Annotated in this window: 24 protein-coding genes and 2 tRNA genes; 17 read left to right on the top strand and 9 right to left on the bottom strand. The window is 37.1% G+C overall.

The genetic code is table 11. The features are described from left to right. Positions 1–15: 15 nt before the first annotated feature. Complete coding sequence (locus EPU_RS11660) at positions 16–1,203, bottom strand: tRNA(Met) cytidine acetate ligase (protein WP_052296466.1); 1,188 nt, start codon at positions 1,201–1,203, stop codon at positions 16–18. Between the two features lie 119 nt (positions 1,204–1,322). On the opposite strand from EPU_RS11660, the gene pta reads away from it, so the two are divergent. From pta to EPU_RS13585, 8 genes are all read left to right on the top strand, one after another. Next, positions 1,323–2,321 carry a phosphate acetyltransferase gene (gene pta / locus EPU_RS05620; RefSeq protein WP_029488091.1) on the top strand — a complete coding sequence of 333 codons (999 nt, stop codon included), beginning with the start codon at positions 1,323–1,325 and terminating at the stop codon, positions 2,319–2,321. 39 nt (positions 2,322–2,360) lie between these two features. Next, positions 2,361–3,554, top strand: coding sequence for an acetate kinase (locus EPU_RS05615; RefSeq protein ID WP_010167476.1), 1,194 nt, complete (start codon positions 2,361–2,363; stop codon positions 3,552–3,554). 219 nt (positions 3,555–3,773) lie between these two features. After that, complete coding sequence (rpmF, locus tag EPU_RS05605; RefSeq protein WP_010167472.1) at positions 3,774–3,950, top strand: 50S ribosomal protein L32; 177 nt, start codon at positions 3,774–3,776, stop codon at positions 3,948–3,950. A 73-nt stretch (positions 3,951–4,023) separates the two neighbouring features. Beyond that, the gene (gene plsX / locus EPU_RS05600; RefSeq protein WP_029488090.1) at positions 4,024–5,019 is read left to right on the top strand and encodes a phosphate acyltransferase PlsX; all 996 of its coding nucleotides are present in this window, start codon (positions 4,024–4,026) and stop codon (positions 5,017–5,019) included. A gap of 63 nt (positions 5,020–5,082) precedes the next feature. After that, complete coding sequence (locus EPU_RS05595; protein ID WP_010167468.1) at positions 5,083–5,325, top strand: acyl carrier protein; 243 nt, start codon at positions 5,083–5,085, stop codon at positions 5,323–5,325. A 79-nt stretch (positions 5,326–5,404) separates the two neighbouring features. Then, positions 5,405–5,476, top strand: a tRNA-Gly gene (locus tag EPU_RS05590). Positions 5,477–5,482: 6 nt separating this feature from the next. After that, positions 5,483–5,557 (top strand) — tRNA-Pro (locus EPU_RS05585). 156 nt (positions 5,558–5,713) lie between these two features. Continuing rightward, entirely contained in the window at positions 5,714–5,887 is a 174-nt protein-coding gene (locus EPU_RS13585) for a hypothetical protein (RefSeq protein ID WP_010167466.1), read from the top strand. Positions 5,888–5,907: 20 nt separating this feature from the next. Here the strand turns inward: EPU_RS13585 and EPU_RS05575 are convergent, their stop codons facing one another. Beyond that, the gene (locus tag EPU_RS05575; protein WP_156778404.1) at positions 5,908–7,092 is read right to left on the bottom strand and encodes a hypothetical protein; all 1,185 of its coding nucleotides are present in this window, start codon (positions 7,090–7,092) and stop codon (positions 5,908–5,910) included. Between the two features lie 19 nt (positions 7,093–7,111). Beyond that, complete coding sequence (locus tag EPU_RS05570) at positions 7,112–8,302, bottom strand: pyridoxal phosphate-dependent aminotransferase (protein ID WP_010167462.1); 1,191 nt, start codon at positions 8,300–8,302, stop codon at positions 7,112–7,114. A gap of 182 nt (positions 8,303–8,484) precedes the next feature. Here EPU_RS05570 and EPU_RS05565 point away from each other — a divergent pair, with 182 nt between their 5' ends. Next, positions 8,485–9,279: an alpha/beta hydrolase gene (locus EPU_RS05565; protein ID WP_029488088.1), complete on the top strand. Its 795-nt coding sequence runs from the start codon at positions 8,485–8,487 to the stop codon at positions 9,277–9,279. Between the two features lie 11 nt (positions 9,280–9,290). Here EPU_RS05565 and EPU_RS05560 read toward each other — a convergent pair whose 3' ends face one another. From EPU_RS05560 to EPU_RS05550, 3 genes are read right to left on the bottom strand one after another with little or no spacing between them, the layout of a single operon-like run. Continuing rightward, positions 9,291–10,310: an acyltransferase family protein gene (locus tag EPU_RS05560; RefSeq protein WP_029488087.1), complete on the bottom strand. Its 1,020-nt coding sequence runs from the start codon at positions 10,308–10,310 to the stop codon at positions 9,291–9,293. A gap of 12 nt (positions 10,311–10,322) precedes the next feature. Then, positions 10,323–10,955 (bottom strand): SGNH/GDSL hydrolase family protein, encoded by a 633-nt coding sequence (locus EPU_RS05555; RefSeq protein WP_010167457.1) that lies wholly within the window; start codon positions 10,953–10,955, stop codon positions 10,323–10,325. 9 nt (positions 10,956–10,964) lie between these two features. After that, the gene (locus tag EPU_RS05550) at positions 10,965–12,131 is read right to left on the bottom strand and encodes a phosphopentomutase (RefSeq protein ID WP_029488086.1); all 1,167 of its coding nucleotides are present in this window, start codon (positions 12,129–12,131) and stop codon (positions 10,965–10,967) included. A 133-nt stretch (positions 12,132–12,264) separates the two neighbouring features. Between EPU_RS05550 and lepB (EPU_RS11655) the strand changes: the two genes are divergently transcribed. The 5 genes from lepB (EPU_RS11655) to EPU_RS11650 all read left to right on the top strand — a co-directional run bounded on the left by lepB (EPU_RS11655) (position 12,265) and on the right by EPU_RS11650 (position 17,081). Further along, on the top strand, positions 12,265–12,789 hold the full coding sequence (gene lepB, locus EPU_RS11655) for a signal peptidase I (protein ID WP_044149620.1): 525 nt from the start codon (positions 12,265–12,267) through the stop codon (positions 12,787–12,789). A gap of 114 nt (positions 12,790–12,903) precedes the next feature. Then, positions 12,904–13,428, top strand: a complete 525-nt coding sequence (gene lepB / locus EPU_RS05540; RefSeq protein ID WP_010167453.1) for a signal peptidase I — start codon at positions 12,904–12,906, stop codon at positions 13,426–13,428. A 190-nt stretch (positions 13,429–13,618) separates the two neighbouring features. Next, the gene (locus tag EPU_RS05535) at positions 13,619–15,091 is read left to right on the top strand and encodes an RNA-binding protein (RefSeq protein ID WP_029488083.1); all 1,473 of its coding nucleotides are present in this window, start codon (positions 13,619–13,621) and stop codon (positions 15,089–15,091) included. 60 nt (positions 15,092–15,151) lie between these two features. Continuing rightward, on the top strand, positions 15,152–16,360 hold the full coding sequence (locus EPU_RS05530) for an RtcB family protein (RefSeq protein ID WP_029488082.1): 1,209 nt from the start codon (positions 15,152–15,154) through the stop codon (positions 16,358–16,360). A gap of 16 nt (positions 16,361–16,376) precedes the next feature. Further along, the gene (locus EPU_RS11650) at positions 16,377–17,081 is read left to right on the top strand and encodes an MgtC/SapB family protein (RefSeq protein ID WP_052296464.1); all 705 of its coding nucleotides are present in this window, start codon (positions 16,377–16,379) and stop codon (positions 17,079–17,081) included. 6 nt (positions 17,082–17,087) lie between these two features. Here the strand turns inward: EPU_RS11650 and EPU_RS05520 are convergent, their stop codons facing one another. Beyond that, positions 17,088–18,620, bottom strand: a complete 1,533-nt coding sequence (locus EPU_RS05520) for a YifB family Mg chelatase-like AAA ATPase (protein WP_029488081.1) — start codon at positions 18,618–18,620, stop codon at positions 17,088–17,090. A gap of 127 nt (positions 18,621–18,747) precedes the next feature. On the opposite strand from EPU_RS05520, the gene EPU_RS05515 reads away from it, so the two are divergent. Beyond that, positions 18,748–19,101, top strand: coding sequence for a DUF6145 family protein (locus EPU_RS05515; RefSeq protein WP_010167443.1), 354 nt, complete (start codon positions 18,748–18,750; stop codon positions 19,099–19,101). 35 nt (positions 19,102–19,136) lie between these two features. Here EPU_RS05515 and EPU_RS05510 read toward each other — a convergent pair whose 3' ends face one another. Both EPU_RS05510 and EPU_RS05505 read right to left on the bottom strand, forming a co-directional pair. Further along, entirely contained in the window at positions 19,137–19,730 is a 594-nt protein-coding gene (locus tag EPU_RS05510; protein WP_010167441.1) for a peptidoglycan recognition protein family protein, read from the bottom strand. Between the two features lie 15 nt (positions 19,731–19,745). Next, a complete protein-coding gene (locus tag EPU_RS05505) occupies positions 19,746–20,753 on the bottom strand; it encodes a class I SAM-dependent methyltransferase (protein WP_198006401.1) in 1,008 nt (335 codons plus the stop codon). A 214-nt stretch (positions 20,754–20,967) separates the two neighbouring features. Between EPU_RS05505 and EPU_RS13580 the strand changes: the two genes are divergently transcribed. Further along, the gene (locus EPU_RS13580; protein ID WP_010167436.1) at positions 20,968–21,129 is read left to right on the top strand and encodes a hypothetical protein; all 162 of its coding nucleotides are present in this window, start codon (positions 20,968–20,970) and stop codon (positions 21,127–21,129) included. A 1,932-nt stretch (positions 21,130–23,061) separates the two neighbouring features. After that, a complete protein-coding gene (locus EPU_RS11640; protein ID WP_010167434.1) occupies positions 23,062–23,706 on the top strand; it encodes a hypothetical protein in 645 nt (214 codons plus the stop codon). Positions 23,707–23,740 lie beyond the last annotated feature (34 nt).

Below are 23,740 nucleotides of genomic sequence, written 5' to 3'. Positions count from 1 at the left end.
AGCCTCTCCATCTTTCTAGCTCATTATTAATTTTTGTGTCAGATCGCGATTATACATATTATAATTACCACTTATTAAACCATACAAATTAGTTGCTATAAAATCTATATATAACGCCTTTCTTTGCTCTTCGGACAATTTCTTAGCATCTGCTTTCACATTAGTTATAATAGGAATATCAGCAGATTTATGAAGCATCGATAGAAGCTTTTTACTTTCTTTTCTCACTCCCAATATTCTCACATAATCACAATTATGTTTTGTGTTAATACCTAAAATAATTCTCAAAAGTGATCGATACACCGTTGCTTTTGAATATGTTTTGGATGTTAACTCTGTCACAAAGTCTGTATACTCCAATTTTTTATTTATCAAGTTATATATTGAATTTACTAAATTTGATGGTACATCCCAAGTAGCTGCAATGTCTGCAACAGAAGTGGTTAATAGTTTGTAATAAAGAATATCGCGTAATTTGCCAATATCTGGATGCTTTTCTGCAATCAAAATTTTTAAGCATTCTTTTGGCATGGCTGTTTCCAATTTTTCTAGTTCATTTTCTGCTAAAGCATTTCTAACAGCCGATGCCGATGCAAGATTAGAATAAATTTCTTCGTCTTTATAATTTGTTACTTCTCTTTGTATAGGAAATGGTAAGATCGGGGAAAAATAATATTGAAGCGCTTTTARATATTCTATACCTAGAATGTTATTGGGCTTGCTTATAAACTCACCTAATTGGGTGTCATTAAAATATTCACAAATTGCTTTTGCTCTAGCAACAGGATAGCTTAATCCCAAACTTAAAAAAGTATTTAACAATTTTTTATATACAGTTGGTTCCTCAACTAATAGAGAAGATATATTTTTTAGTTTTTCTATATCTGGAGTTTCTGCTCCAAAACAAAGCGCGTTGACTATTCTGGTTTTATCCAAAATAGAAATGGCCCCTCTTGCAAAAAATTCTGCACTTGCAGTTGCATTAATTGTGGGGAGCTCTATAACCATGTCTACTCCAGCTTTTAGCGCCATTTTTGTACGTGCAAATTTATCTATTATTGTGGGTAATCCTCGCTGAGTAAAGTTTCCACTTATAATAGAAATTATATAATCAGACTTTAATTTTTGTTTTATTTGTACAGTTTGGTACAGATGTCCGTTATGAAACGGATTATATTCGGCAATAATTGCTGTAATATGCATTGATMTCTCCTTAATTTTTTTTGAATTTTGGTATTGTATACTTGGAATACATTGGGTATAATATCCATGTAACAACTTATTTTAATTATATAAATATTACATGTAAAGGGGTATTTTTAATGTCATTTTTAAATTCTATAAAACAAATCGCTAAAGGTTTACAAAAAACTATAGTACTACCAGAATCTCATGATATGCGTACACTACAAGCTGCAGATACAATTTTGAAAGAAGGYTTGGCCAAACTTATTTTAATTGGAGATCCCAAAAAAATAGCTGCGGATGCTGTTGGTCTCGATTTATCTAAAGCAACTATCATAGATCCAAAACACTTTAGTCARATGRATGAATATATCAACGAATTATATAATCTTAGAAAATCCAAAGGACTCACATTAGAACAAGCAACAGAGCTTTTAACTACCAAAGATTTATTTCTCGGAGTTATGATGGTTAAAATGGGCTTGGCTGATGGAATGGTTGCTGGCGCTGCCAATTCTAGTGCAAATGTATTGCGCCCTGCACTTCAAATTCTTAAGACTGCTCCTGGAACAAAAATTGTTTCTGCATTCTTTATTGTAGTTGTACCTGATTGTGAGTATGGAGATAACGGTGTGTTCTTATTTGGAGACTGTGGATTAAACGAAAATCCAACTGCCGAACAACTTGCGGAGATTGCCAAAAGTTCTGCAGAAAGCTTCCAACAATTAACTCAACACGAGCCTAGAGTTGCTATGCTTTCTTACTCTACACATGGTTCTGCTCACAATCCACTTGTAGACAAAATGCAAGATGCTACCAAATTAGCTAAAGAGCTTTGTCCAAATACTTTAATCGCGGGAGAATTGCAACTCGATGCCGCTATTGTTCCAGAAATCTGTTCTCTCAAAGCACCAACATGTGAACTTCAAGGTAAAGCCAATGTACTAATATTCCCTAACCTCGATGCCGGAAAYATTGGCTACAAACTGGTTCAAAGACTTGCTAAAGCGGAAGCCTATGGCCCTGTTACTCAAGGTATAGCAAAGCCTGTAAATGATCTATCTCGCGGATGCTCTGCTGATGACATTGTTGGTACTGTTGCCATTACTGCTCTTCAAACTCAACACGTTAAATAATATTAATTAGGCCTTCGAGGCTGGAATGGAGAATAAAAAATGAAAGTATTAGTAGTAAATTGTGGTAGTTCCTCATTAAAATATCAACTTTTAGACATGAATCATAACAACATTATCGCCAAAGGAATTTGCGAAAGAATCAGTATTGACGGATCTTTTATTAAGCATACAACAGAGGGTCAAGAAGCCGTAAAAGTTATGTGTAATTTTCCTGACCATGAAATGGCACTACAAAAAATGGTTGAAATGCTGACAACTGGGGATACTAAGTGTGTTGCCTCTGTCGATGAAATTGCAGCAGTTGGGCATCGCGTGGTTCATGGCGGAGAAAAATTTAATGAATCTGTGCTCATTGATCAAGCTGTAATTGATGCGATTAAAGATTGTGCGGAACTGGCTCCTCTTCATAATCCTGCAAACTTATTGGGAATTTCTGCTTGCAAAAGACTTATGCCTAACGTACCGATGGTCGCTGTTTTTGATACGGCTTTCCATCAAACTATGAAACCAGAAGCATTTATGTATGCTATTCCAAAACAATTTTATAAAAAATACAGTGTTCGCAAATATGGATTTCACGGAACATCTCACAAATATGTATCTCAAAGAGCTGCCGCAATGCTAGGAAAACCAATCGAAGATACCAAAATTATTGTTTGTCATCTAGGAAACGGGGCATCTATTTGCGCTGTAAAAGGCGGAAAATCTATAGACACTTCTATGGGAATGACTCCTCTTCAAGGACTAATTATGGGAACTCGTTCCGGAGATATCGATCCTGCTATTATTCCATATCTGATGGACAAAGAAGGTATTTCTGCAAACGATATGGATTCTATCCTAAATAAAAAGTCTGGCGTACTTGCTTTATCTGAAATAAGCAGTGACTTTAGAGAAATCGAAGATGGTGTTACGGCCGGAGACCCTGTTTGCCGCCTCACCATGGATGCAGTGCAACATAGATTAGTATTCTACATTGGTGGTTACGCTGCATTGATGGGTGGAGTCGATGCCATTTGCTTTGCTGGTGGACTTGGTGAAAATAATACGGCTATGCGCGCAGAAATGGCAGAGCTTCTTAAGGGAATGGGTGTTAAACTCGATCCTGAGAAAAATCAATGTCGCGGTGTTGAGAGAGATCTTACTACTGCAGATTCTAAAGTAAAATTATTACTCGTTCCTACAAACGAAGAATTAATGATCGCGCAAGATTGCGTAAAGGTTGTACAATAATTAAATTTTAGCTGTGATTGACTTAATTGGAGGTGCATCTAAGATGGACATGAAAAAATCAATGAAAAAATTCGAAAAAAGCTTTTCTAAGTATAAAAAAGACCTTTCTAAACACATTAAAAATTTTAGAAAAAAAAGCTAAGCTAATAGATATTACGTTGACAAAATGCCTCTAAATAATGTATAATAGCGAAAGTGGTAAAATTGGAGGTGTAAAAAATGGCAGTACCAAAACGAAAAACGTCGAAAGCGAGAAGAAACTCTAGAAAAGCTAACTGGAAACTCTCTCCTCTAAACCTTGCTCCTTGTTCAAAATGTGGAGAACTTATGTTGCCTCATTATGTTTGCAAAGTGTGTGGTTCATACGCTGGACGTGAAGTTATTAAGGTCAATTAACTATAAGGCAGCTGCGGCTGTCTTTTTCACATGTCAAAATTTTACTTCATATACGAAAGGTAGGCTCTCTACTATGATAAAAATTGCTATAGACGCTATGGGCGGTGACAATGCACCTGCGGAAATAATAAAGGGCTGTATTAATGCTATTGCAAATGAAAAATGTAAAGCCACACTTGTCTTAGTGGGTAAAGAAAATATTATAAAACAAGAGCTCGAGAAATATAAATTTGATCCATCACGAATAGAAATTCAAAATGCCAATGATGTTATTACTATGGAAGATTCTTTTAATGCTGTTAGACTTAAGCGCGAATCCTCTATGGCGATAGGTCTCCGTTTGGTCCGAGACGATGCCGTTAAGGGAATTATCTCTGCGGGCAATTCTGGCGCACTAGTGGCTGGAGCGACGTCTGTTGTTGGAAGATTAAAAGGAATCAAACGCCCTGTTATTGCACCACTRATTCCCACCAAAAAAGGTTATTCATTACTAGTTGATGGCGGAGCAAAYGTGGATTGTAAACCTGAGTTTTTATATCAATTTGCTAAGATTGGCTCTGTATATATGGAAGAATGTCTTAAAACAAAAAAACCAACTGTTGGATTAGTAAATATCGGAACCGAAGTAGAAAAAGGCAATCAACTTACAAAAGAAGCTTTTAAACTCATCAGCGAAGATAAATCTATCAACTTTATAGGAAATCTAGAAGCACGAGAAATTCCTTCTGGCGATGCAAACATCATTGTATGCGACGCATTCGTAGGAAATGTGATACTCAAATTTATGGAAGGTTTTGGAAATTGGGTATTTGGTATGGTAAAAGAAGAATTCACTAGAAGCATAACGACCAAACTCGCTGCACTCCTTATGAAAAAAGGATTAAAAAATATAAAAAGCAAATTCTATTATAATAAYAAAGGTGGCGCACCTATTTTAGGTCTCAAAGGCTTGGTAGTTAAAATTCATGGCAACTCCAAATCAGAAGAAGTAACCAGTTCTGTATTCCAGGTCGAACAATTTGTTAGACTCAATTTAGTTAATAAAATTAGTGCTAAATTTGAAACCTAATAGGATGTGTCAACTTACTTCACCGTTGCATATAATAATACCAAAAAATGAAACGGTGATTAAATGACAATTGATGTGGTTAAAGAAATAATCAGTAAAAGTCTAAATATTCCTATATCTAAGATCAAACCAAAATCACATTTGCTTCACAACCTCAATGCAGATTCTCTAGATTTATATCAAATTGCGATGGATATAGAAGCCGAATATGGATTTGAATTCACTCATAAAGATATCGCTAAATTTAAACAAGTACGTGATATTGTTAATATTATCGATAAAAAACTCGACTTTGATCAAAATTAGTCGAATAAAAAATATTTTTTTTACAAAAGGTGTTGACATATAATAGACTTCATGTTATTATAATCACGTCAAAAGCAGTGCGCGAGTGGCTCAGTGGTAGAGCATCTCCTTGCCAAGGAGAGGGTCGCGGGTTCGACTCCCGTCTCGCGCTTTATATCGGGGTGTGGCTCAGTTTGGCTAGAGCGCCTGGTTTGGGTCCAGGAGGCCGCAGGTTCGAGTCCTGTCACCCCGATTGTTTAGAGCTGGTTTCCTATTTTAGGAGGCTAGCTTTTTATATTATACATATCTTATTTTATAAAAGTTTTTCCATGTTACTCACAGCAGCATATAAATTTGTGATTTCGCACATACTTTATTTAATAAGGCAATAAGGGGGATAATTATTAATATGAAAAAAAGTAATGTGTCGTTAATAGCAACGGTTTATCTAATCGCTTCGGTAGTTACTGCTCAAACTGTTACTTATATCAATAATAAGTTTGATGATAATTCTTATATTGAACAACAAATTGCCGAAAGTCAGCCTATTTCTAGTTTATCTATAGAAGAAACCAGCCCTTGATTTAGAGGACTGGTTTCTTTTTAGCTATATTTACAAATTGACTTCATCTTTTTAACTGATATCAAATATTGTTCTTCATCATTAATAAAGTAGTAACCCAATGTTTCTGCCAGGTTTAGCTGCAAATCAAATTCCTTACTCACCAATCTCAAAAATCTCTCATAACTTTCCAATTCTACAAACCATCTACTTTTAATTTCATTATATGCCATCATATTCGCAATTAAGTGTTTGGTCAAATTAAAATTATCCCATCCCCTCCGTAAATCACCATCTTTATCCAACAACAGCATATTCAAGTCATTAATGAGCATCTTGTAGTTGAAATCTGTACTATCTAATTCGCTCCAGATTAACAATATTGTCGCAATGTCTTCTTCTTCACTGCAATTGTCTTCTATAATATGATTGTTTACCAACATCCCTAGCTTATTTCGCTCTATAATTGGCGGATATTTAAGTATACTCCATTGCTCTATAAAGTCTAGTGCTAAGTCAAATAAGATTATATTTTGAGGATGCGCATCGATTCTATCGGGTATTTGAATTTCCTTTAGTTTATTCTCTTGTATTACAAGCTTTACAAAACGTTCCAAGTTTAATGGCATATCAAGATCAATATAAAAAATAAAAATATCACACAAATCTCCAAACAAATCGCAAATATATTCAAAAATACTCTTCTTCTTCTTATAATCTTGCAATATCAACTTCGCTATTTTGATTAATTTTTTCCATCTACCTACTTTTTCCCAATTTTCTATGATTTGATACGCCTCAACTAATCTATTATTTACTCTAAAACGCTGCCCTCGATGTATCAGTTCTATAGGCTCCAAAGATTTATTCTCATCATATCTAATAATCTCACACCACAGTCCCAAAGTTCTAATCGCATCTTTATAGCTGGCACTGTTTTGAGGATGCACAAAGTCTTGGTTACACACAAAAATTTTGTTTATTCCATGCAACTCTGTTAGCTCTTTTAGAACTAGCTCAGATCCAATCAGCGCATCATTATGTCTCACTTTACAAATACTAAATTTAAATGCTAGATCTAATATTCGCTGACTTACAATTACTATATCTTCAAAGTAATCTTTAATATATAATTGATTTATTAAATACGAAATTTCTCTCTTATAACTATGTGTATCTCCATTTATATTCCAGCTTTTGTTCAATTTATCAAATATAGTTTTCATTGCACTAACCTTTCTGCGATTATTGTACAACATCATTATAGTACTTTGCAAGCTTCGCAAAAGCCTCCAATGAATTATTCACGGTCGCTGCACTCACGCAATATGCAATTCTAAAATAGCCTTTGCATCCAAACGCGCTGCCTGGTACCAATAATAAATTAAATTTCTTTGCTTCTGCACAAAACTCTACATCATCTTCTATCAGTGCTTTTGGAAATAAATAAAACGCCCCTTCTGGATTATTTAACTCGAATCCCAACGATTTCAAATGACTATATAAAATATCTCGATTTGATTTATACAAACTAATATCTGCATCGAAATCAACATATCTTTCTACCAATTTTTGAAACAACGATGGTGCGTTTACAAATCCCAATACACGGTTTGCAACATTGAGCCCGGCTACCACTTCTTTTAGATCAGACATCTCTGAGCTACTAATAACGTAGCCGATTCTCTCTCCGGGTAACGACAAAGATTTGCTATACGAATATGCTATAAACGTATTTTTATAGAAGGATAACACATTTGGTACTTCTACATTATTGTAAACTATTTCTCTGTACGGCTCATCTGATATCAAGTATATCTGACTCAGCATCTCCTGTTGCTTTTCCTCTAATATATTTGCCAATTCCGTTAATGTCGCTCTATCGTATATAACTCCAGTCGGATTATTAGGAGTATTAATTATCACTGCTTTAGTTTTCGGTGTAATCGATGCTTTAAGTGCCGAAAAATTTGGCAAAAAACTCGGTGGATTTGGAGGAATTACCACAATTTTCCCATCAAAATTTGATATATAATGTTTATATTCACCAAAAAATGGTGCAAACACTATTACTTCATCTTCTGGATCCAAAATTGTTTTTAATATAATATTTAGCCCTCCTGCAGCTCCGACGCACATGCATATATTATCTGCGCTTAGCTCTAATCCATACTTTGCATTTGTCACTGCCGCTATTTTATTTCTTGTTTGCTCATATCCCGAATTATTCATATAGCCATGAATTTGCTCTTCTCTCTTCAATATATCATAGATATCTTCTTTTATTGCATCAGGAGGGGCTGTGTTTGGGTTTCCTAAACTAAAATCATACACGTTTTCTACACCATATTTTTGTGCCATCAACTTTCCTTCTTCAAACATTGCACGAATAACAGAACTTCCTGCTACTAATTCTTGCATTTTTTTCGAAATCATAAAATACCTCCTAGTTTTATTTTATATTATTATATCATTTTTCGACAAATTTTAGTATAACAAAATAGAATATATCACTAAAACTCTATATCTATCAATTATTATGATATTTCTGTATATATTTTTTCATCATATAGCATACTAGCTTATATAAATTTAAAATGCTAAAGGAGATTTTTTATATGTGGARAATAGAAGAGCATCTGATGCAAACACCTTATATGGAAACAGCAACTACTCGCACCGTTAGAGTTTATTTGCCTTATAATTATGACAATGATGACACACGATATCCTGTAGTATATTTTCATGATGGCAAAGCCGTATTTTTTGGCAAAGGTCCATTTAACACTGGCAGCTGGGAAGTTTTAGATACCATTACTGCCATGGAGCAGGCTGGCAAAACAAAGGGAATGATCATCGTTGCCATCGACAATGCTGATACTGAAAGRCCAACCGAATATTTGCCTTTTGTAAGCAGTTATATTTTTAAAGAAGGCTTTGATATAAACGTTGGTGGAAAAGCTCATGAGTATGCAAAATTTTTTGTAAACACATTGGTGCCATTTATTAATGCCAAATATAAAACTATCCCCGAAGATGCYGCCATTATCGGAAGCTCTATGGGTGGATTAGTTACTGCATTTATAATTTCGCAATACCCAACCGCCTTTGCAAAAGCTGGGATATTCTCAATTGCTTCTTGGGTATATACCAATAACGAATGGTTTGATTATCTCAARGCCACCACTCCCAATTCCGCGATGAAATATTTCATTCATGTTGGCACCGCAGAAGGTCACATGTCTACTGATCCTCTACTAGCCCAAAAATATGTAAACGATACAATTGCGTATTTCAGAACATTACTCCAGCTAGGTGTTCCGCTACACAATATCTATCTAAATGTTGGCGTTGGCGATACGCATTCTGAATCTACCTGGTCTAAATATATTGAAAGCTTTTTGTTATATTAAAGCCGCCCTGCTTATGGGGCAGCTCTTTTTTTGGGCTTTTTTGCCCACATCGATACAACAATATTAATCAACTTATTCAAATACCACATCACTTTATTTCGAGATAGTGCATACGTAATCAACATACTCGTTATTATACAAATAATAATTTTTATCCAAAAAAATGGTATAATCGAATTTACTATATACACCAGCGATACTAAATATGTGTGTAGAATATATACCGAAAATGTATTGGTACCTACCTTGCTAAAAAATGTTTTTTTAGGATTAATCATATTAACTAAAACATATACAAATGCAAATCCTATTACATAAACTCCCATTCTACTAAGAATAAGTTCCCAAATAGGTGCTTCAAATTCATAATAATCATGACTTCCATATAAAAATTCCGCTGGGATAATTTCAAAATATGCAAAGATAACTGCTATTCCAGCTGTTACGGCAATAATAAAAATACTAATCAACTTACTTTTACTTCTAAAACTCAGTAATTGCTCTTCTGTTAGGAAATACCCTCCTAAAAAAAATGGCAAGAAAAATACTGTTCTCGATATCGATAAAAACGTTCCCACCTCTGGCGAAAAACCTACTATTACTCCTATTATCAGACTTATTAAAAAAATATGTTTAACTCGTATTAAATCTCTCAAACAAATTCTCCAGCAAAACATACTTATTAAATACCACAATGCCCATCCTGGTGTAAGTAGCGAAATATTTCTCCACCCAACTACTGGAATACTTACTATTGCCCAAAGCGTATTAAAAATCAGATACGGAACTAAGAAATTTCTAAAGGCTTTCATTCTACACTTTCCAACATTCTTTGAAAAATAGCCCGAAATGAACACAAAGACAGGCATATGGAATAAGTATATAAAGATATAGACCACTTCTATAACAAATGACTCTGCTATATATAGCTCCAACGAATGTCCCAGCACTACCAAAAATATCAAAATCCCTTTTAAGTTATCAAGTAAATAATTTCTAGTTCGTTCCTTTTCTACTGATTTTGCTGAAATAGCAATCCCTCCTTAAATTAGATCGATCCACTCCTTTGCTATAAGCACATGTCCCTTGGCAGTCGGATGCACTCCGTCGCGAGTCCAATAGCAACCTGGCGTATCTACTGTTAACTGCCCATTAAAACTCTGTTGCAATGGAATATATTTTGCGTCATATTCTTTAGCAATATTTTCTATCACTTCAATTTTGGGACCCAAATCTTCTTTCCATTCCAGCTGCCCAGGTGTTACTGGCAATACAAATGGACTCAATAGTATAATTTCAATGTCTCCGAACTTTTCTCTCGTGCTATCCAAAAAATATAAATAGTTATCTCTAAACTCAGCCACATCTGTTACGCTTCCCGTATCATATCTTCTCCAAGTATCATTAATTCCTATATACAAAGAAAGTACATCGATTTTTTCAAAACTCAATGTATTCTTTTCCCAGCGCTTTCTTAACTCTTTAGATCGGTTACCAGACATACCTCTATTTATACATTTCATATTCAATTCCGGATAATGAGTTTTTATATAATGATTGACCAATTTTACATAACCATTTCCCAGACTCTCATCGTCTAACTTATTTCTACTGCAGTCCGTAATGCTATCTCCTTGAAATAAAATAATATTATTGTCATTCAATATCTTTGACATAATGCCTCCTTAACATTCCAATTTATTCAAAAAACTCTTACCAATATCTAGCTTTTCGACTTTAAAAATTTCTGCAATGGTTTGKCCAATGTCTGCAAAAGTCTCTAAAGTCCCCAGATTAGCTGATGCTGAACCTTTTTTATATGCTATTACTGGCACACTCTCTCTTGTATGATCGGTTCCTACAAATGTAGGGTCACACCCATGGTCTGCCGTTATAAATAAGTAATCGTCTTCTGTGAGAAATTCTAGCAACTCGCCAATTTGTATGTCGACCTCTTCTAACGCCGCTCCATACCCCGCAACATCATTTCTATGACCATATTTCATATCAAAATCTACTAAATTTGTAAATATCAACCCTTGCCTCTGCTCCTTTACAAGCTTGATCGTTATCTCCATTCCCTCCTTATTGCTTTTTGTTGGATATGATTTTGCTATATGTTTTCCTGCAAAGATGTCGCTAATCTTCCCTACCCCTGTTACCATCACTCCTGCAGYATCTAGACGATATAGCAAATTTGGTATCGCTGGCTCCGTTGCATAGTCGTGCCTATTTGCAGTTCGTACAAATGCTCCGACAGTACCAACAAACGGTCTTGCTATAATTCTTGCGACTTCGTTTTCGCCTCGCAATATCTCTCTTGCTATTTTACAGTAGCGATACAGRTCCTCCAATGGAACAACTTCTTCATGTGCCGCTATTTGAAACACGCTATCAGCCGATGTATAGACTATCAAATTTCCGGTTTTTACATGTTCTTCTCCCAAATCTTCTATAATTTGTGTTCCTGATGCTACAATATTGCCAATTACTTTTTTGCCTGTCTTAGCCGAAAAYTCATCAATTATTTCTTTCGGAAAACCATGTGGATATGTTCTTAATGGTACTGCTGTATTTACACCAATCATTTCAAAGTGCCCCGTTGTTGTATCCTTTCCCTTAGAAATTTCTAGYGCTCTGCCATATGATGCCRCTGGATTGGCTTCTTTTTCTCCTACGTTTATATCATCAATATTAAATAGTCCTAATTTTTTCAAGTTCAATAATTTTAATCCGTCATTGCTATCATATACATGCTGTAGTGTACTGGCACCCACATCTCCATATGCATCTGCGTCTGGCATTTCTCCTATCCCTACGCTGTCTAAGACAATAAAAATTACTCTTTTCATTTTTTGCCTCCCATTTATATTTATTTTACATATTTAGTATGCACCAATTTATTTTTTTTAGTTTGCTACTTATCTTTTTTTTTGAATAATGTTATACTAGATTTACCATTATATCACAAAAGGAGCAAAATTTATGTTACTTAAAATCAAAAATTTTTTTAATAGCACCGTCGAATTGCTACTTGCCGTCTTAGCYGCTGTACTTCTTACCCAGTTTGTGTTTATGCATTCTACCGTTCCTACTGGTTCGATGATTCCCACCATACTTATAGGCGAYCATCTTATACTTAACAAAGTTTCTGCATATTATAAAGAACCCGATAGAGGCGATATTGTTGTATTTTTTAATGGACAAGATAATTTAATCAAACGCGTCATTGCATTACCTGGTGATGAAATCGATTTAATYGCCGGAAATGTATATTTAAATGGCTCCCTCATAGATGAACCTTATTTAAAAGATGCTCATTCTACTTATCCCTTAAATTATCGTATTACATTTCCTTTTGTTGTGCCTCAAGATCATTATTTTGTGATGGGCGATAATCGCCTTAATAGTGCAGATAGCCGGGACTTTGGTCCTATTTATAGAGGAGATTTGGTTTCGATTGGTGCATTTAAATTTTTTCCTTTTGACAATATTCATATGTTAAAATAGGCAATCATTGCTGGTGATACTATCATTTCCACTTCAATAGTATCACTTTCTTAAATTTTGATAATTTTTTCTGTTTAAATAGGTCATAATACATATTAAAAGGAGTTGATTGATATGTTGCTTAAAGCAAAGCAATTTTTGGAATTTACAATAGAATTACTTCTTGCCATTGTTGCCGCTGCCCTCATTATGCAATTTGTATTTATGCATTCTGAAGTACCTTCTGGTTCGATGATTCCTACAATTTCTATTGGTGATCATTTTATTTTGAATAAAGTTACCCCTTATTATCGTAAACCAGAAAGAGGAGAAATTGTGGTGTTTTTTGATGGCAAAGATAATTTAATTAAACGCGTTATTGGCTTGCCTGGTGACGAACTCGATCTCTATGCTGGTAATCTTTATGTAAATGGAGTTTTACTCGATGAGCCCTATTTAAATCATCCTAATTCTACTTTTCCATTAAATCCCAATATAGTGTTTCCTTTGACTGTTCCCGAAAATCATTTTTTTGTTATGGGTGATAACAGGCTTAACAGTGCCGATAGCCGATATTTTGGTTCTGTTAATCGAGAGGACCTTGTTGCTATTGGAGGTATTAGAGTGTTTCCGTTTAATGCTATTGGTATATTAAAATAGTATTTCATATTATTGTATAATACTCTTGCACACCAAAATCATGCTGGCATCATATGCTATAATGATGATTCTTATTTTCTCTCCCTATTTTATAGYCACCTTCGCTTTTATTTATGGTTGATCGCATTTATATGCTGTAGTATAATAATATCGTATAAATTATATTTTTTAACAATAGGGAGGATATATAATGGAACCATTTATGAAATGTCTAAAAAAAGCAAATAACTTCAGTACGGATCTTATTAATCACATTATTGATTATTTAATCTGCGAAAAAAGTCAAAAAGAATTAATGCTTTCTGAAATTCTTAAGTATCATGTTAATTTGGAATACTCATACAGCTGGATTTCTGATTTAGATGAATTGTCTGAAGAAGAAGGTTATTCAGAATTTGTTGATGTAATATTTCATTTACTTTCTGATGCTGATAAACTAATAGTTTTTAGAACTTACAGCTCTACTACAAAATATTCTAACCAATTTAAAGCATTATCTCTTCTACATCAAGCCAAAATTTTAGTATTAACCTTAAGTAAATGCTCATTGACAACTTTTACAGATGACTTAAATCTACTTATAGCATTACCAAATCCAGATGATATATATAATCACGATTGGAATACTTTGGAAAAAATAATTATTTCTCTTGCGTTTTCTCTGCGTAAAGATACAAATGATCAATATGACTTTATAGAAACTTTGAAGAATTTGCTTCGCAATGCTATAGAARAAAGTTCTAATGATACTATTAAATCTTTACTCACATTTGATGCTAAAACTCAGGCTGTAACAGCTCCTATTTCTACTGCTGCTCGAAAAATTTTGGGTGAAAATGTTGGGTTATTACTRGCATATACTATTGCGGGGAAAGATGATTGGTTAGACAATTTTTGTATCATTGGACTAACTATGAGTTATCGTTTACGACATCTYACAATTGATACCAAAAATCAAAATTTTAACAGCATATTTAGCAAAATTCCTACTATATTTGAATCTTTGACCACATTATCAAATAGTACTCCTGCAAATAAAACTGCTATCGTTATGTATCATTATCCAAAAAATATGTATCCTCCAGCTGAAGAATTAGATGCGCAATGGTTTTCAACTTTTATGGCTCATAATCTACGAATTGCGGAATACACTGATTTCTTAACCGGCAAGACCGACTTATCTGCCATCACTCCCGAAATTCTCAATAAATCTAGCTATACTTATATATATAACGATATTCTTGTTATGCCTCAYTACTTTGAGGAGCTACTTAAGACTTACAAAACTATTTTCGGAAAAAATGATGTCTACCATCGCTTGCTTGTAATTCGCCTGCTCAGCAAGTGTTGCAGTATTGGAGATTTAGAAGGTATTCATTTACTAGAACAATATAACTTAAGCGCTGATAGCATCGCATGGTATTTTAGCTATGTTCATCCCATTTCTTGCAAACATTCACAATTAGCCACTGATAAATTGCCTCGTAACGTTACTACTTTAATTCATTTAATTTCCTCTCAAGAAGAGATTTTAGGCAAGATTTTGGCAACTGATACCAACTTTGTTCAAGAAAAGAAACTTGTTCTCGTTCTTGCTATCAGAAAAGCTAGCATTCAGTATAATGATGCTAAGTGGGCCGAAATTTTACTCACTCTTAATTAACATTTATTTGCAACACCGACTTAATCTGATTTGACTTAATCTATGAAAGAAGGGATTTTTATGTTGACATTAGAAGGAAAGTATTGTACTGCTAAAATTTTTACAGAAAATATTGATCAGGAATCTATAAATCAAATCCTTAAACTATGCAATAATCTAGCAGCCGAAAATAGCAATCTAGCCATAATGCCTGATGTTCATGTTGCCAAAAATTGTACTATCGGAACCACTATGACAGTTAAAGATAAAATTATTCCAAATCTTATTGGCGTTGACATAGGTTGCGGTGTTAGAGTTGAGCCTATTAAAGTAGTTAAAGGATTAGATTGGATCAATGAATTTGATAAAAAACTCCGTGTCACAATTCCTTCTGGCTTTAATCTTCGCAAAAAAGTTCATAAATTTATCAAAGAAGTTCCTCTATATGAGTTACGCTGCCCTGTTATTGATTTTGCTCGCGCAGAGTTTTCGATGGGCACCTTAGGTGAGGGCAACCATTATATCGAAGTTAGCTACGATGAATTGGGCAGATATTATCTTACCATTCATTCTGGTAGCAGAAATCTCGGCAGCGATGTCGCTAAGTATTATCAAAATCTTGCTTATGAACTTTTAAAGAAAAGCAACTCTCAATATACCAAAAAATTGAAGCAGTCTATTCARCMTTTACCAAAATCAGATACTCCAAATCTCCGGCAACAAAACTATCATATTCTCAAAGAATTTGCGTATCTAGATGGTGAATTTATGGAAAATTATCTCCATGACATGGAAATTGCAACCGAATTCGCATATTGGAAYCGCAAAGCTATAGCCTACGATATTATCAAGGCACTTCGAGGAAGAGTGTCGTTTGCTACTGAAGAAGATGGTTATGAAGCTTTTGATACTGTACATAACTATATAGACATTAAAACAAAGATTCTTCGAAAGGGAGCTGTCTCCGCACAAGCTGGTGAATTACTTATTATCCCCATCAACATGCGCGATGGAAGCATTCTCGCAATCGGTAAAGGAAATCCCAAGTGGAATTTTTCTGCACCACATGGAGCCGGGCGCTCAATCAATCGCATCACATCCAAAAATACAATCACTCTCAGTATGTTTAAAAAATCTATGAAGGGTATTCACTCAACTTCTATTTGTTCTTCTACAATTGATGAAAGTTGCTTTGCTTATAAAAATATTGATGAGATCATTAACAATATTCAAGATAGTGTCGATATAATAAGGATTATAAAACCCATTTATAATTTTAAAGCAATCTAACTAAGGAGGAATTTTTATGGCTGATTTTAGCATTGTCACAGCACAATTTTCGTTAAGCAATATCGCAGTAATTGCATTTAGAATAGTTCTCGCAACAATATTTTCGGGAACTTTGGGTCTATTGAGCGGTAAAAAAGGTAGAGCCGCAGGATTTAAAACTCATATTTTAGTCTGTCTCGGCGCTACTACTGCTATGCTAACTAATCAGTATATTTTTACGTATGTTACTGGCCCAACCGGAGACCCTACCAGAATAGCCGCACAAGTTATCAGTGGTATCGGATTTATTGGTGCTGGTACTATTATTGTTACTGGTAAACAGCAGATTAAAGGAGTTACCACTGCTGCGGGTTTATGGGCTTGCGCTTGCTTAGGATTGGCCATTGGCATCGGATTTTATAGTGGTGCTTTGATCAGCTGGATTTTTATTATTAGTACGCTTACAATTTTTCATAAATATGAGTCTAAACTTCATCTAAAAATTGTTCCCCATGAGCTTTATATAGAAGTTACTTCTCTAAAGGAAGTTAGCACTATTATTAATAATTGCAAAGAATCTGGATGCATATTACATAATATTGATTTGCACAAATCCAAAGTTGCTGGTGAAAAAATTATTTCCCTATTTATAACACTCTCCTTTCCATCTGATTTAGATGAAGATCACATAATCAATACTTTACGTCTTAAYCCTGGGATAAACTACATTGAATTACTATGAGAAAGCTTATTTGTAAAAATTGCTATCTAACGACCGATACTGTATTGCTGTTGATACGTGATATTCTGATATTTCTGCAGAGTCATTTACATCTGCTATTGTTCTAGCAATTTTAAGAATTTTGTGATAGCTTCTGGCACTGCCTTTGGATATTTCTAACCAGCTTGTTAACAAATCGTTTACCGGGTCTGCTAATTTACAAAATTCGTTAATTTCCTTGACATTCATATGCGCATTAAAATAATTTTTTTTATCTTTAAATCTATGCTGTTGCCTTTCAAGCCCCACATTTATCTTGTCTCTCATCTGATCTGTCGAGATCGATTTGGCATTCTCCTTAAACATACTAAAGTCTATCGGCTCTGTTTCTATATGCAAATCTATCCTATCTAATAATGGCCCCGAAAGTTTGTTTAGATAATTTCTTATTGCAGGCAAACTACAGGTGCATTTGTCGCGGTCTGGATAATATCCACATGGACAAGGATTGGTTGATGCAATCAATAAAAAATCTGCTGGATACGTAATATTACTTTTGGCCCTCGCAATGGTTATTTCTTTTGACTCCATTGGCTGCCGCAGTATTTCTAGCGTCCGCTTGCTAAACTCTAGYAACTCATCTAAAAATAATATCCCCAGATGCGCTAGGCTGATTTCTCCAGGTCTTGGATCTTGCCCACCACCACATAGAGCCTGTGCCGTTATCGTATGATGCGGCGTTCTAAACGGCCTTTGCACCATCAATTCGTTTGTTGGTAGCAACCCAGCCACCGAGTATAGCTGCGTCAACTGTATTATCTCTTCAAAACTCAGTGACGGAAACAATGATGGAAAACTTTTCGAGAGCAACGTTTTGCCAGATCCGGGCGGCCCTATTAGTAATAGGTTATGATAGCCACTTGCAGCTATAATCATTGCCTCTTTTGCGCGTTCTTGTCCATGAATTTCACTAAAATCCCCTGTATTTGCCACTTTYGAAATTGTCTTTTGCTCAGTGCTACTTCTAACTAACTCATCRCCTCTGTTATTTACAAAATTAACCACTTGGGTCAGATTGCTTGCATATAAAATTTTATCATTACATAAGCAATCCACCTGAGATTTGCTATCAATCGGAACAATACAAGTATATTCTTCTAACTCTGGAAACTGTGTTAATGCACACAATATAGGAAACAATTGTTTTGAACTACGAAGGCTCCCATCAAGCGCTAATTCTCCAAAAAATAAATACTTATTCGATATCTCAGGTATTATAGTTTTGTTGCACTTCATTATAGCCATAGTCATTCCAAGATCGTATAGCGAACCCTCTTTTTTTAAATTTGCCGGTGCCAAGTTTATGGTTATTTTACTAATCGGAAATGGATACCCACTATTTTTAATAGCAGTACGCATCCTGTCCTTCGATTCTTTTACAGAATTATCTGGTAACCCCACAATTTCAAACCCAGGCATGCCAGTATTTATATCAACCTCTACATCGACTTTGACTGGTAATAAGCCTTTTAGAGTATACGTTATGAGTTTATAGTACATATATTAATTCCTTTCCAATATCCTAATAGAGTATTGACATTAAAAATAATATATATTCTAAAATTTTTTCTGGACATATCTAAAAATTCATGGTTAAATGTAGAAAAAAAACTGAAAGGATTTTGCTATGGAAAAGAAAATTGCAATGGCTCTTAATGCAGCAGATAAAAAATTATTTTTTGAACCATATTTTGATGATATGCCTCAAGGGCTTAAACAGGAGCTTAAAGAAGAAGTTGCTAAGCTTACCGACAAAGTTAAGGGAATTATGCTAGTATCATTTACCGAGAATGGCAATGTATTACTTGAGCATCAGGATGCATTTCCAGACGAAATTAATGTCGACTATGCTATCAACGAATTTTTAAACAGACAAAAGCAGTTGCTCAAATCGCTTAAAATTTGGTATTTGATGTATAAAACGCGTGAAGGTAAGCTTGCGCGTGAAGTTTTGCTTAAACCTAATAGACCTGTACGATAATTAACTCCCCTCGGATGGGGGGAGCGGACATTTTTTTAACTGCTAAACTCACCTATTTTAACAAAAGTGATGTCATCTATAAACTTGTCCCATGCCTCTTGATTATGCACATAATATGCTGGGCATAGCTTTTCTGTCACATCATAATGCCTTATCACATCTGTTTGCGGATTGAGCTTATACTTTCTACATAGCTGCTTTGTAAGGTCAATTAGTGAATTATACGTTATATCACTAAATTTTCCAAAGGTATCTGGGTGACATACTTCTATTCCTATATGCGAATAATTGACATTGCGATTTCCTGCGTGATAGGCAACTTCTTCTTCTGGAACACAGAGAATAATTTCGCCTTGCAAACCCACAATATAGTGACTGCTGGCGTATCGTTCGGTTAGGCTATTAAAGTAATCTCTATTATTTTCTGCTGTTGAACCTGGATTATTTACATAGTGAACTACAATACCAGAAATTTTCTCCATAGGAAATCCAGGACGCGACATTGGGTTCGGATCTAGTGGATATAAAATTTTAGGCACACCATCATCGACAATTTCTATTTTTTTAAAATTCTTTGCTTGCATGTGAATATTGGGTCTAGCCAGCTGCTCATAATCTATAAAGTCCATCGTGATCTCTTCTCCTTATTTGTCTATTAATTTTGCTAATGTTAGATTAAGACCTAGCATATCTGCAATCTGTTGGTACTCCTCAAAAACTTTTGAATTAAATCCCGCATCCAGCAATATTGCTTTGATTAAAATATTTTTTGGCGTGTGGCTCGAATCAATAAATTCTATAACAGCAACTTTATATGAAAATGCCTCCAGCAATGTTGCTCGCAATCCATCTGTTACAAGAGAGGCAATTTTTTCCTTTAAAATTCCATGTTTTAAAATTCCATTAAGCTGCGCATTTTCAATTTGTGTATATGCTTCATGATGACAACAAGGTACGGCTAAAATTGCTTTTGCTTTCCATCTAATTCCTTTATCTATTGCAAAATCTGTTGCAGTATTACAAGCGTGAAGCGATATTACAATGTCGATTGCTTTATCACTTGTGTACTTTCCGATATCTCCCACTTGAAACTTCAAATTATCATAATTAAGTTTTTTGGCCAGCTGATCACAAAATTCAATTACATCTGCTTTCAAATCCAATCCTATAATTTCAACTTCTTTTTTTCTAATCTGAGTTAAAAAGTGATATAATGCAAAAGTCAGGTAACTCTTACCGCATCCAAAGTCCACAATTCTATAAAAATCCAAYTTYAGCTCATCAATTACATTCGCAACAATCTCTATATACTTATTAATYTGCTTAAACTTATCATATTTTGAAGGCTTTACCCTGCCATTTTCGTCCATTATTCCTAGACTAATAAAAAATTCAGCTGAGGTATTTGGGTTCAAGATATAGTTTTTCTCCTTATTATGCAATTTATTCATTTCCACCTTCTTTGTTGCATCAGAACGCTTTATAGCCAGATCACCCTTCTTGTTCACCAAAATTGTAAAATCGTTAGCAGCAGTATATAGCTGAATTTGTTTATAATCTCGACAAGTTTCTAGCATAAATTCCAATAATTCTGCTTCATCAAGATTTTGATGGTACGCCTTATTATCTCTAARCGCTTCTACTTGAAACAAGGCTCTRTTTTGTATTACAATTGGGCGRATTGTTACCTTTCCRGCGATATYTTTTTTGCGAGGATTACTATATAYTCCTGCTATTAATATATTTTCTGATAGTAATTTTTYTAATTTTYTCATATAAATTCCTTCTTTATTTATCAACTTTTTCATATACATTATATAATATATAGTTATTTATGCAAGTCCCCTTTTATCATTTGCTACCTATATGAGGAAGACTGCTCCTGCATCGGCTCATGCTCAGGCAACAGCAACTGCTCAGGCATCGGCTACGGCTCAGGCATCGGCTACGGCTCAGGCATCGGCTACGGCTCAGGCAACTACAACTGCTCAGGCATCGGCTACGGCTCAGGCATCGGCTCATGCTTAGGCAACGGCTACGGCTCAGGCAACAGCTCATGCTCATGCAACAGCTACGGCTCAGGCATCGGCTACGGCTCAGGCATCGGCTACGGCTCAGGCATCGGCTACGGCTCAGGCATCGGCAACTGCTCAGGCAACAGCAACCGCTCCTGTAACAGCTCCTGCTCATGCAACAGCAACTGCTCAGGCATCGGCTACGGCTCAGGCATCGGCAACTGCTCAGGCATCGGCTACGGCTCAGGCATCGGCTCATGCTCAGGCAACTGCTCAACTGCTAAGGCATCGGCTACGGCTCATGCATCGGCTACGGCTCAGGCATCGGCTACGGCTCAGGCAACAACTCCTGCTCATGCAACAGCAACTGCTCATGCAACGGCTACGGCTCAGGCATCGGCTACGGCTCAGGCATCGGCTACGGCTCAGGCATCGGCTACGGCTCAGGCATCGGCTACGGCTCAGGCAACAGCAACTGCTCAGGCAACAGCTACTGCTCATGCAACAGCAACTGCTCATGCAACTGCAACTGCTCAGGCATCGGCTACGGCTCAGGCATCGGCTACGGCTCAGGCATCGGCTCATGCTCAGGCAACAGCTCCTGCTCAGGCATCGGCTACGGCTCAGGCATCGGCTACGGCTCAGGCATCGGCTACGGCTCAGGCATCGGCTACGGCTCAGGCATCGGCTACGGCTCAGGCATCGGCTACGGCTCAGGCATCAGCAACTGCTCAGGCAACGGCAACTGCTCAGGCATCGGCTACGGCTCAGGCATCGGCTACGGCTCAGGCATCGGCTACGGCTCAGGCATCGGCTACGGCTCAGGCAGCGGCTACGGCTCAGGCAGCGGCTACGGCTCAGGCAGCGGCTACGGCTCAGGCAGCGGCTACGGCTCAGGCAGCGGCTACGGCTCAGGCATCGGCAACTGCTCAGGCAACAGCAACTGCTCATGCATCGGCTCATGCTCATGCAACAGCAACTGCTCAGGCATCGGCTACGGCTCAGGCATCGGCTACGGCTCAGGCATCGGCTACGGCTCAGGCATCGGCTACGGCTCAGGCATCGGCTACGGCTCAGGCATCGACAACTGCTCAGGCAACAGCAACTGCTCAGGCAACGGCTACGGCTCAGGCATCGGCTACGGCTCAGGCATCGGCTACGGCTCAGGCATCGGCTACGGCTCAGGCATCGACAACTGCTCAGGCAACAGCAACTGCTCAGGCAACGGCTACGGCTCAGGCATCGGCTACGGCTCAGGCAACTGCAACTGCTCATGCAACGGCTCATGCTCATGCAACGGCTACGGCTCAGGCATCGGCTACGGCTCAGGCAACTACAACTGCTCAGGCAACAGCAACTGCTCAGGCAACAGCTCCTGCTCAGGCAACAGCAACTGCTCATGCAACGGCAACCGCTCCTACAACGGCTCATGCTCATGCAACAGCAACTGCTCAGGCAACAGCAACTGCTCATGCTCAGACAACTGCTCAGGCAACGGCTACGGCTCAGGCATCGGCTACGGCTCAGGCATCGGCTACTGCTCAGGCATCGGCTACGGCTCAGGCAACAGCAACTGCTCAGGCAACAGCAACTGCTCAGGCATCGGCTACGGCTCATGCATCGGCTACGGCTCAGGCAACAGCAACTGCTCAGGCAACAGCAACTGCTCAGGCAACGGCTACGGCTCAGGCAACTGCAACTGCTCAGGCATCGGCTACTGCTCAGGCATCGGCTACGGCTCAGGCAACAGCAACTGCTCAGGCATCGGCTACGGCTCAGGCATCGGCTACGGCTCATGCATCGGCTACGGCTCAGGCAACAGCAACTGCTCAGGCAACAGCAACTGCTCAGGCAACGGCTACGGCTCAGGCATCGGCATTTGCTACACAAGCATCAAATTCAGCTTAAGTTCTTGTTTTATTATTTTATATGAGGAGGTATTACATTGAAACTTTTAAAAAAAATCGGTCTATTATCGGCAATGATCTTCGCTTTAACTGCATGTTCAGACACTGAAACAGCAACTACAACTGCTCCTGCAACTACAACGGCTCCTGTAACGGCAACGGCTCCTGTAACGACAACGGCTCCTGTAACGGCTACGGCTACGGCAACTGCTCCTGCAGAAGAACTTGTTAGAGATCTGGGTGGATTGGTTGTTCGAATCGGATCTTGGGGCGCTTCTTCTGAACCTGAAGAAAAAGCCAATGCTCAAGAGGAGGCATTGTGGGCGTATCGCCACGAGATGATGGCAAAACATAATTTTTCTGTTGAGGAGATTGCTGTTGGCAAATGGGACACTACTCTCGAAGCTATGTCTACTTCTACATTAACTGGCGATCCTTCTGCAGAAGTATTCCGTGTATTTTCTAGCTATGTGCCTATGGCGATTTCCAATAATTTATGCTATGACGTTTCCACGCTTGACGAATTTGATTTTAGCGACCCCAAGTGGGATAATATAGTAGAAGATGTGACTACTCGCGGCGATAGCATTTATGGATTTTCGCTAGCTCAGATCCTGCGCTTGGACTTTTCTTTAACAAACGATTATTTCAAGAGGCAGACTCGAACCAGATTTGCTATATGACCTTCAGCGAGTGGCGAATGGACTTGGGAAAGAT

It is taken from the genome of Candidatus Epulonipiscium viviparus (assembly GCF_000171335.1).
GTDB lineage: Bacteria > Bacillota > Clostridia > Lachnospirales > Cellulosilyticaceae > Epulonipiscioides > Epulonipiscioides viviparus.
Note: the sequence above shows the minus strand (reverse complement) of the source record. Positions and strands in the feature narration are given on the sequence as shown.

What these genes read in the sequence shown, in the direction of transcription:
- EPU_RS05595 (WP_010167468.1), top strand. Translation starts at nt 5,083, where the DNA reads ATGACAATTGATGTGGTTAAAGAAATAATCAGTAAAAGTCTAAATATT.
- EPU_RS05615 (WP_010167476.1), top strand. Translation starts at nt 2,361, where the DNA reads ATGAAAGTATTAGTAGTAAATTGTGGTAGTTCCTCATTAAAATATCAA.
- EPU_RS05515 (WP_010167443.1), top strand. Translation starts at nt 18,748, where the DNA reads ATGGAAAAGAAAATTGCAATGGCTCTTAATGCAGCAGATAAAAAATTA.
- EPU_RS05510 (WP_010167441.1), bottom strand. Translation starts at nt 19,730, where the DNA reads ATGGACTTTATAGATTATGAGCAGCTGGCTAGACCCAATATTCACATG.
- EPU_RS13585 (WP_010167466.1), top strand. Translation starts at nt 5,714, where the DNA reads ATGAAAAAAAGTAATGTGTCGTTAATAGCAACGGTTTATCTAATCGCT.
- EPU_RS05555 (WP_010167457.1), bottom strand. Translation starts at nt 10,955, where the DNA reads ATGTCAAAGATATTGAATGACAATAATATTATTTTATTTCAAGGAGAT.
- EPU_RS05575 (WP_156778404.1), bottom strand. Translation starts at nt 7,092, where the DNA reads ATGAAAACTATATTTGATAAATTGAACAAAAGCTGGAATATAAATGGA.
- rpmF (WP_010167472.1), top strand. Translation starts at nt 3,774, where the DNA reads ATGGCAGTACCAAAACGAAAAACGTCGAAAGCGAGAAGAAACTCTAGA.
- EPU_RS05570 (WP_010167462.1), bottom strand. Translation starts at nt 8,302, where the DNA reads ATGATTTCGAAAAAAATGCAAGAATTAGTAGCAGGAAGTTCTGTTATT.
- lepB (WP_010167453.1), top strand. Translation starts at nt 12,904, where the DNA reads ATGTTGCTTAAAGCAAAGCAATTTTTGGAATTTACAATAGAATTACTT.
- EPU_RS13580 (WP_010167436.1), top strand. Translation starts at nt 20,968, where the DNA reads ATGAGGAAGACTGCTCCTGCATCGGCTCATGCTCAGGCAACAGCAACT.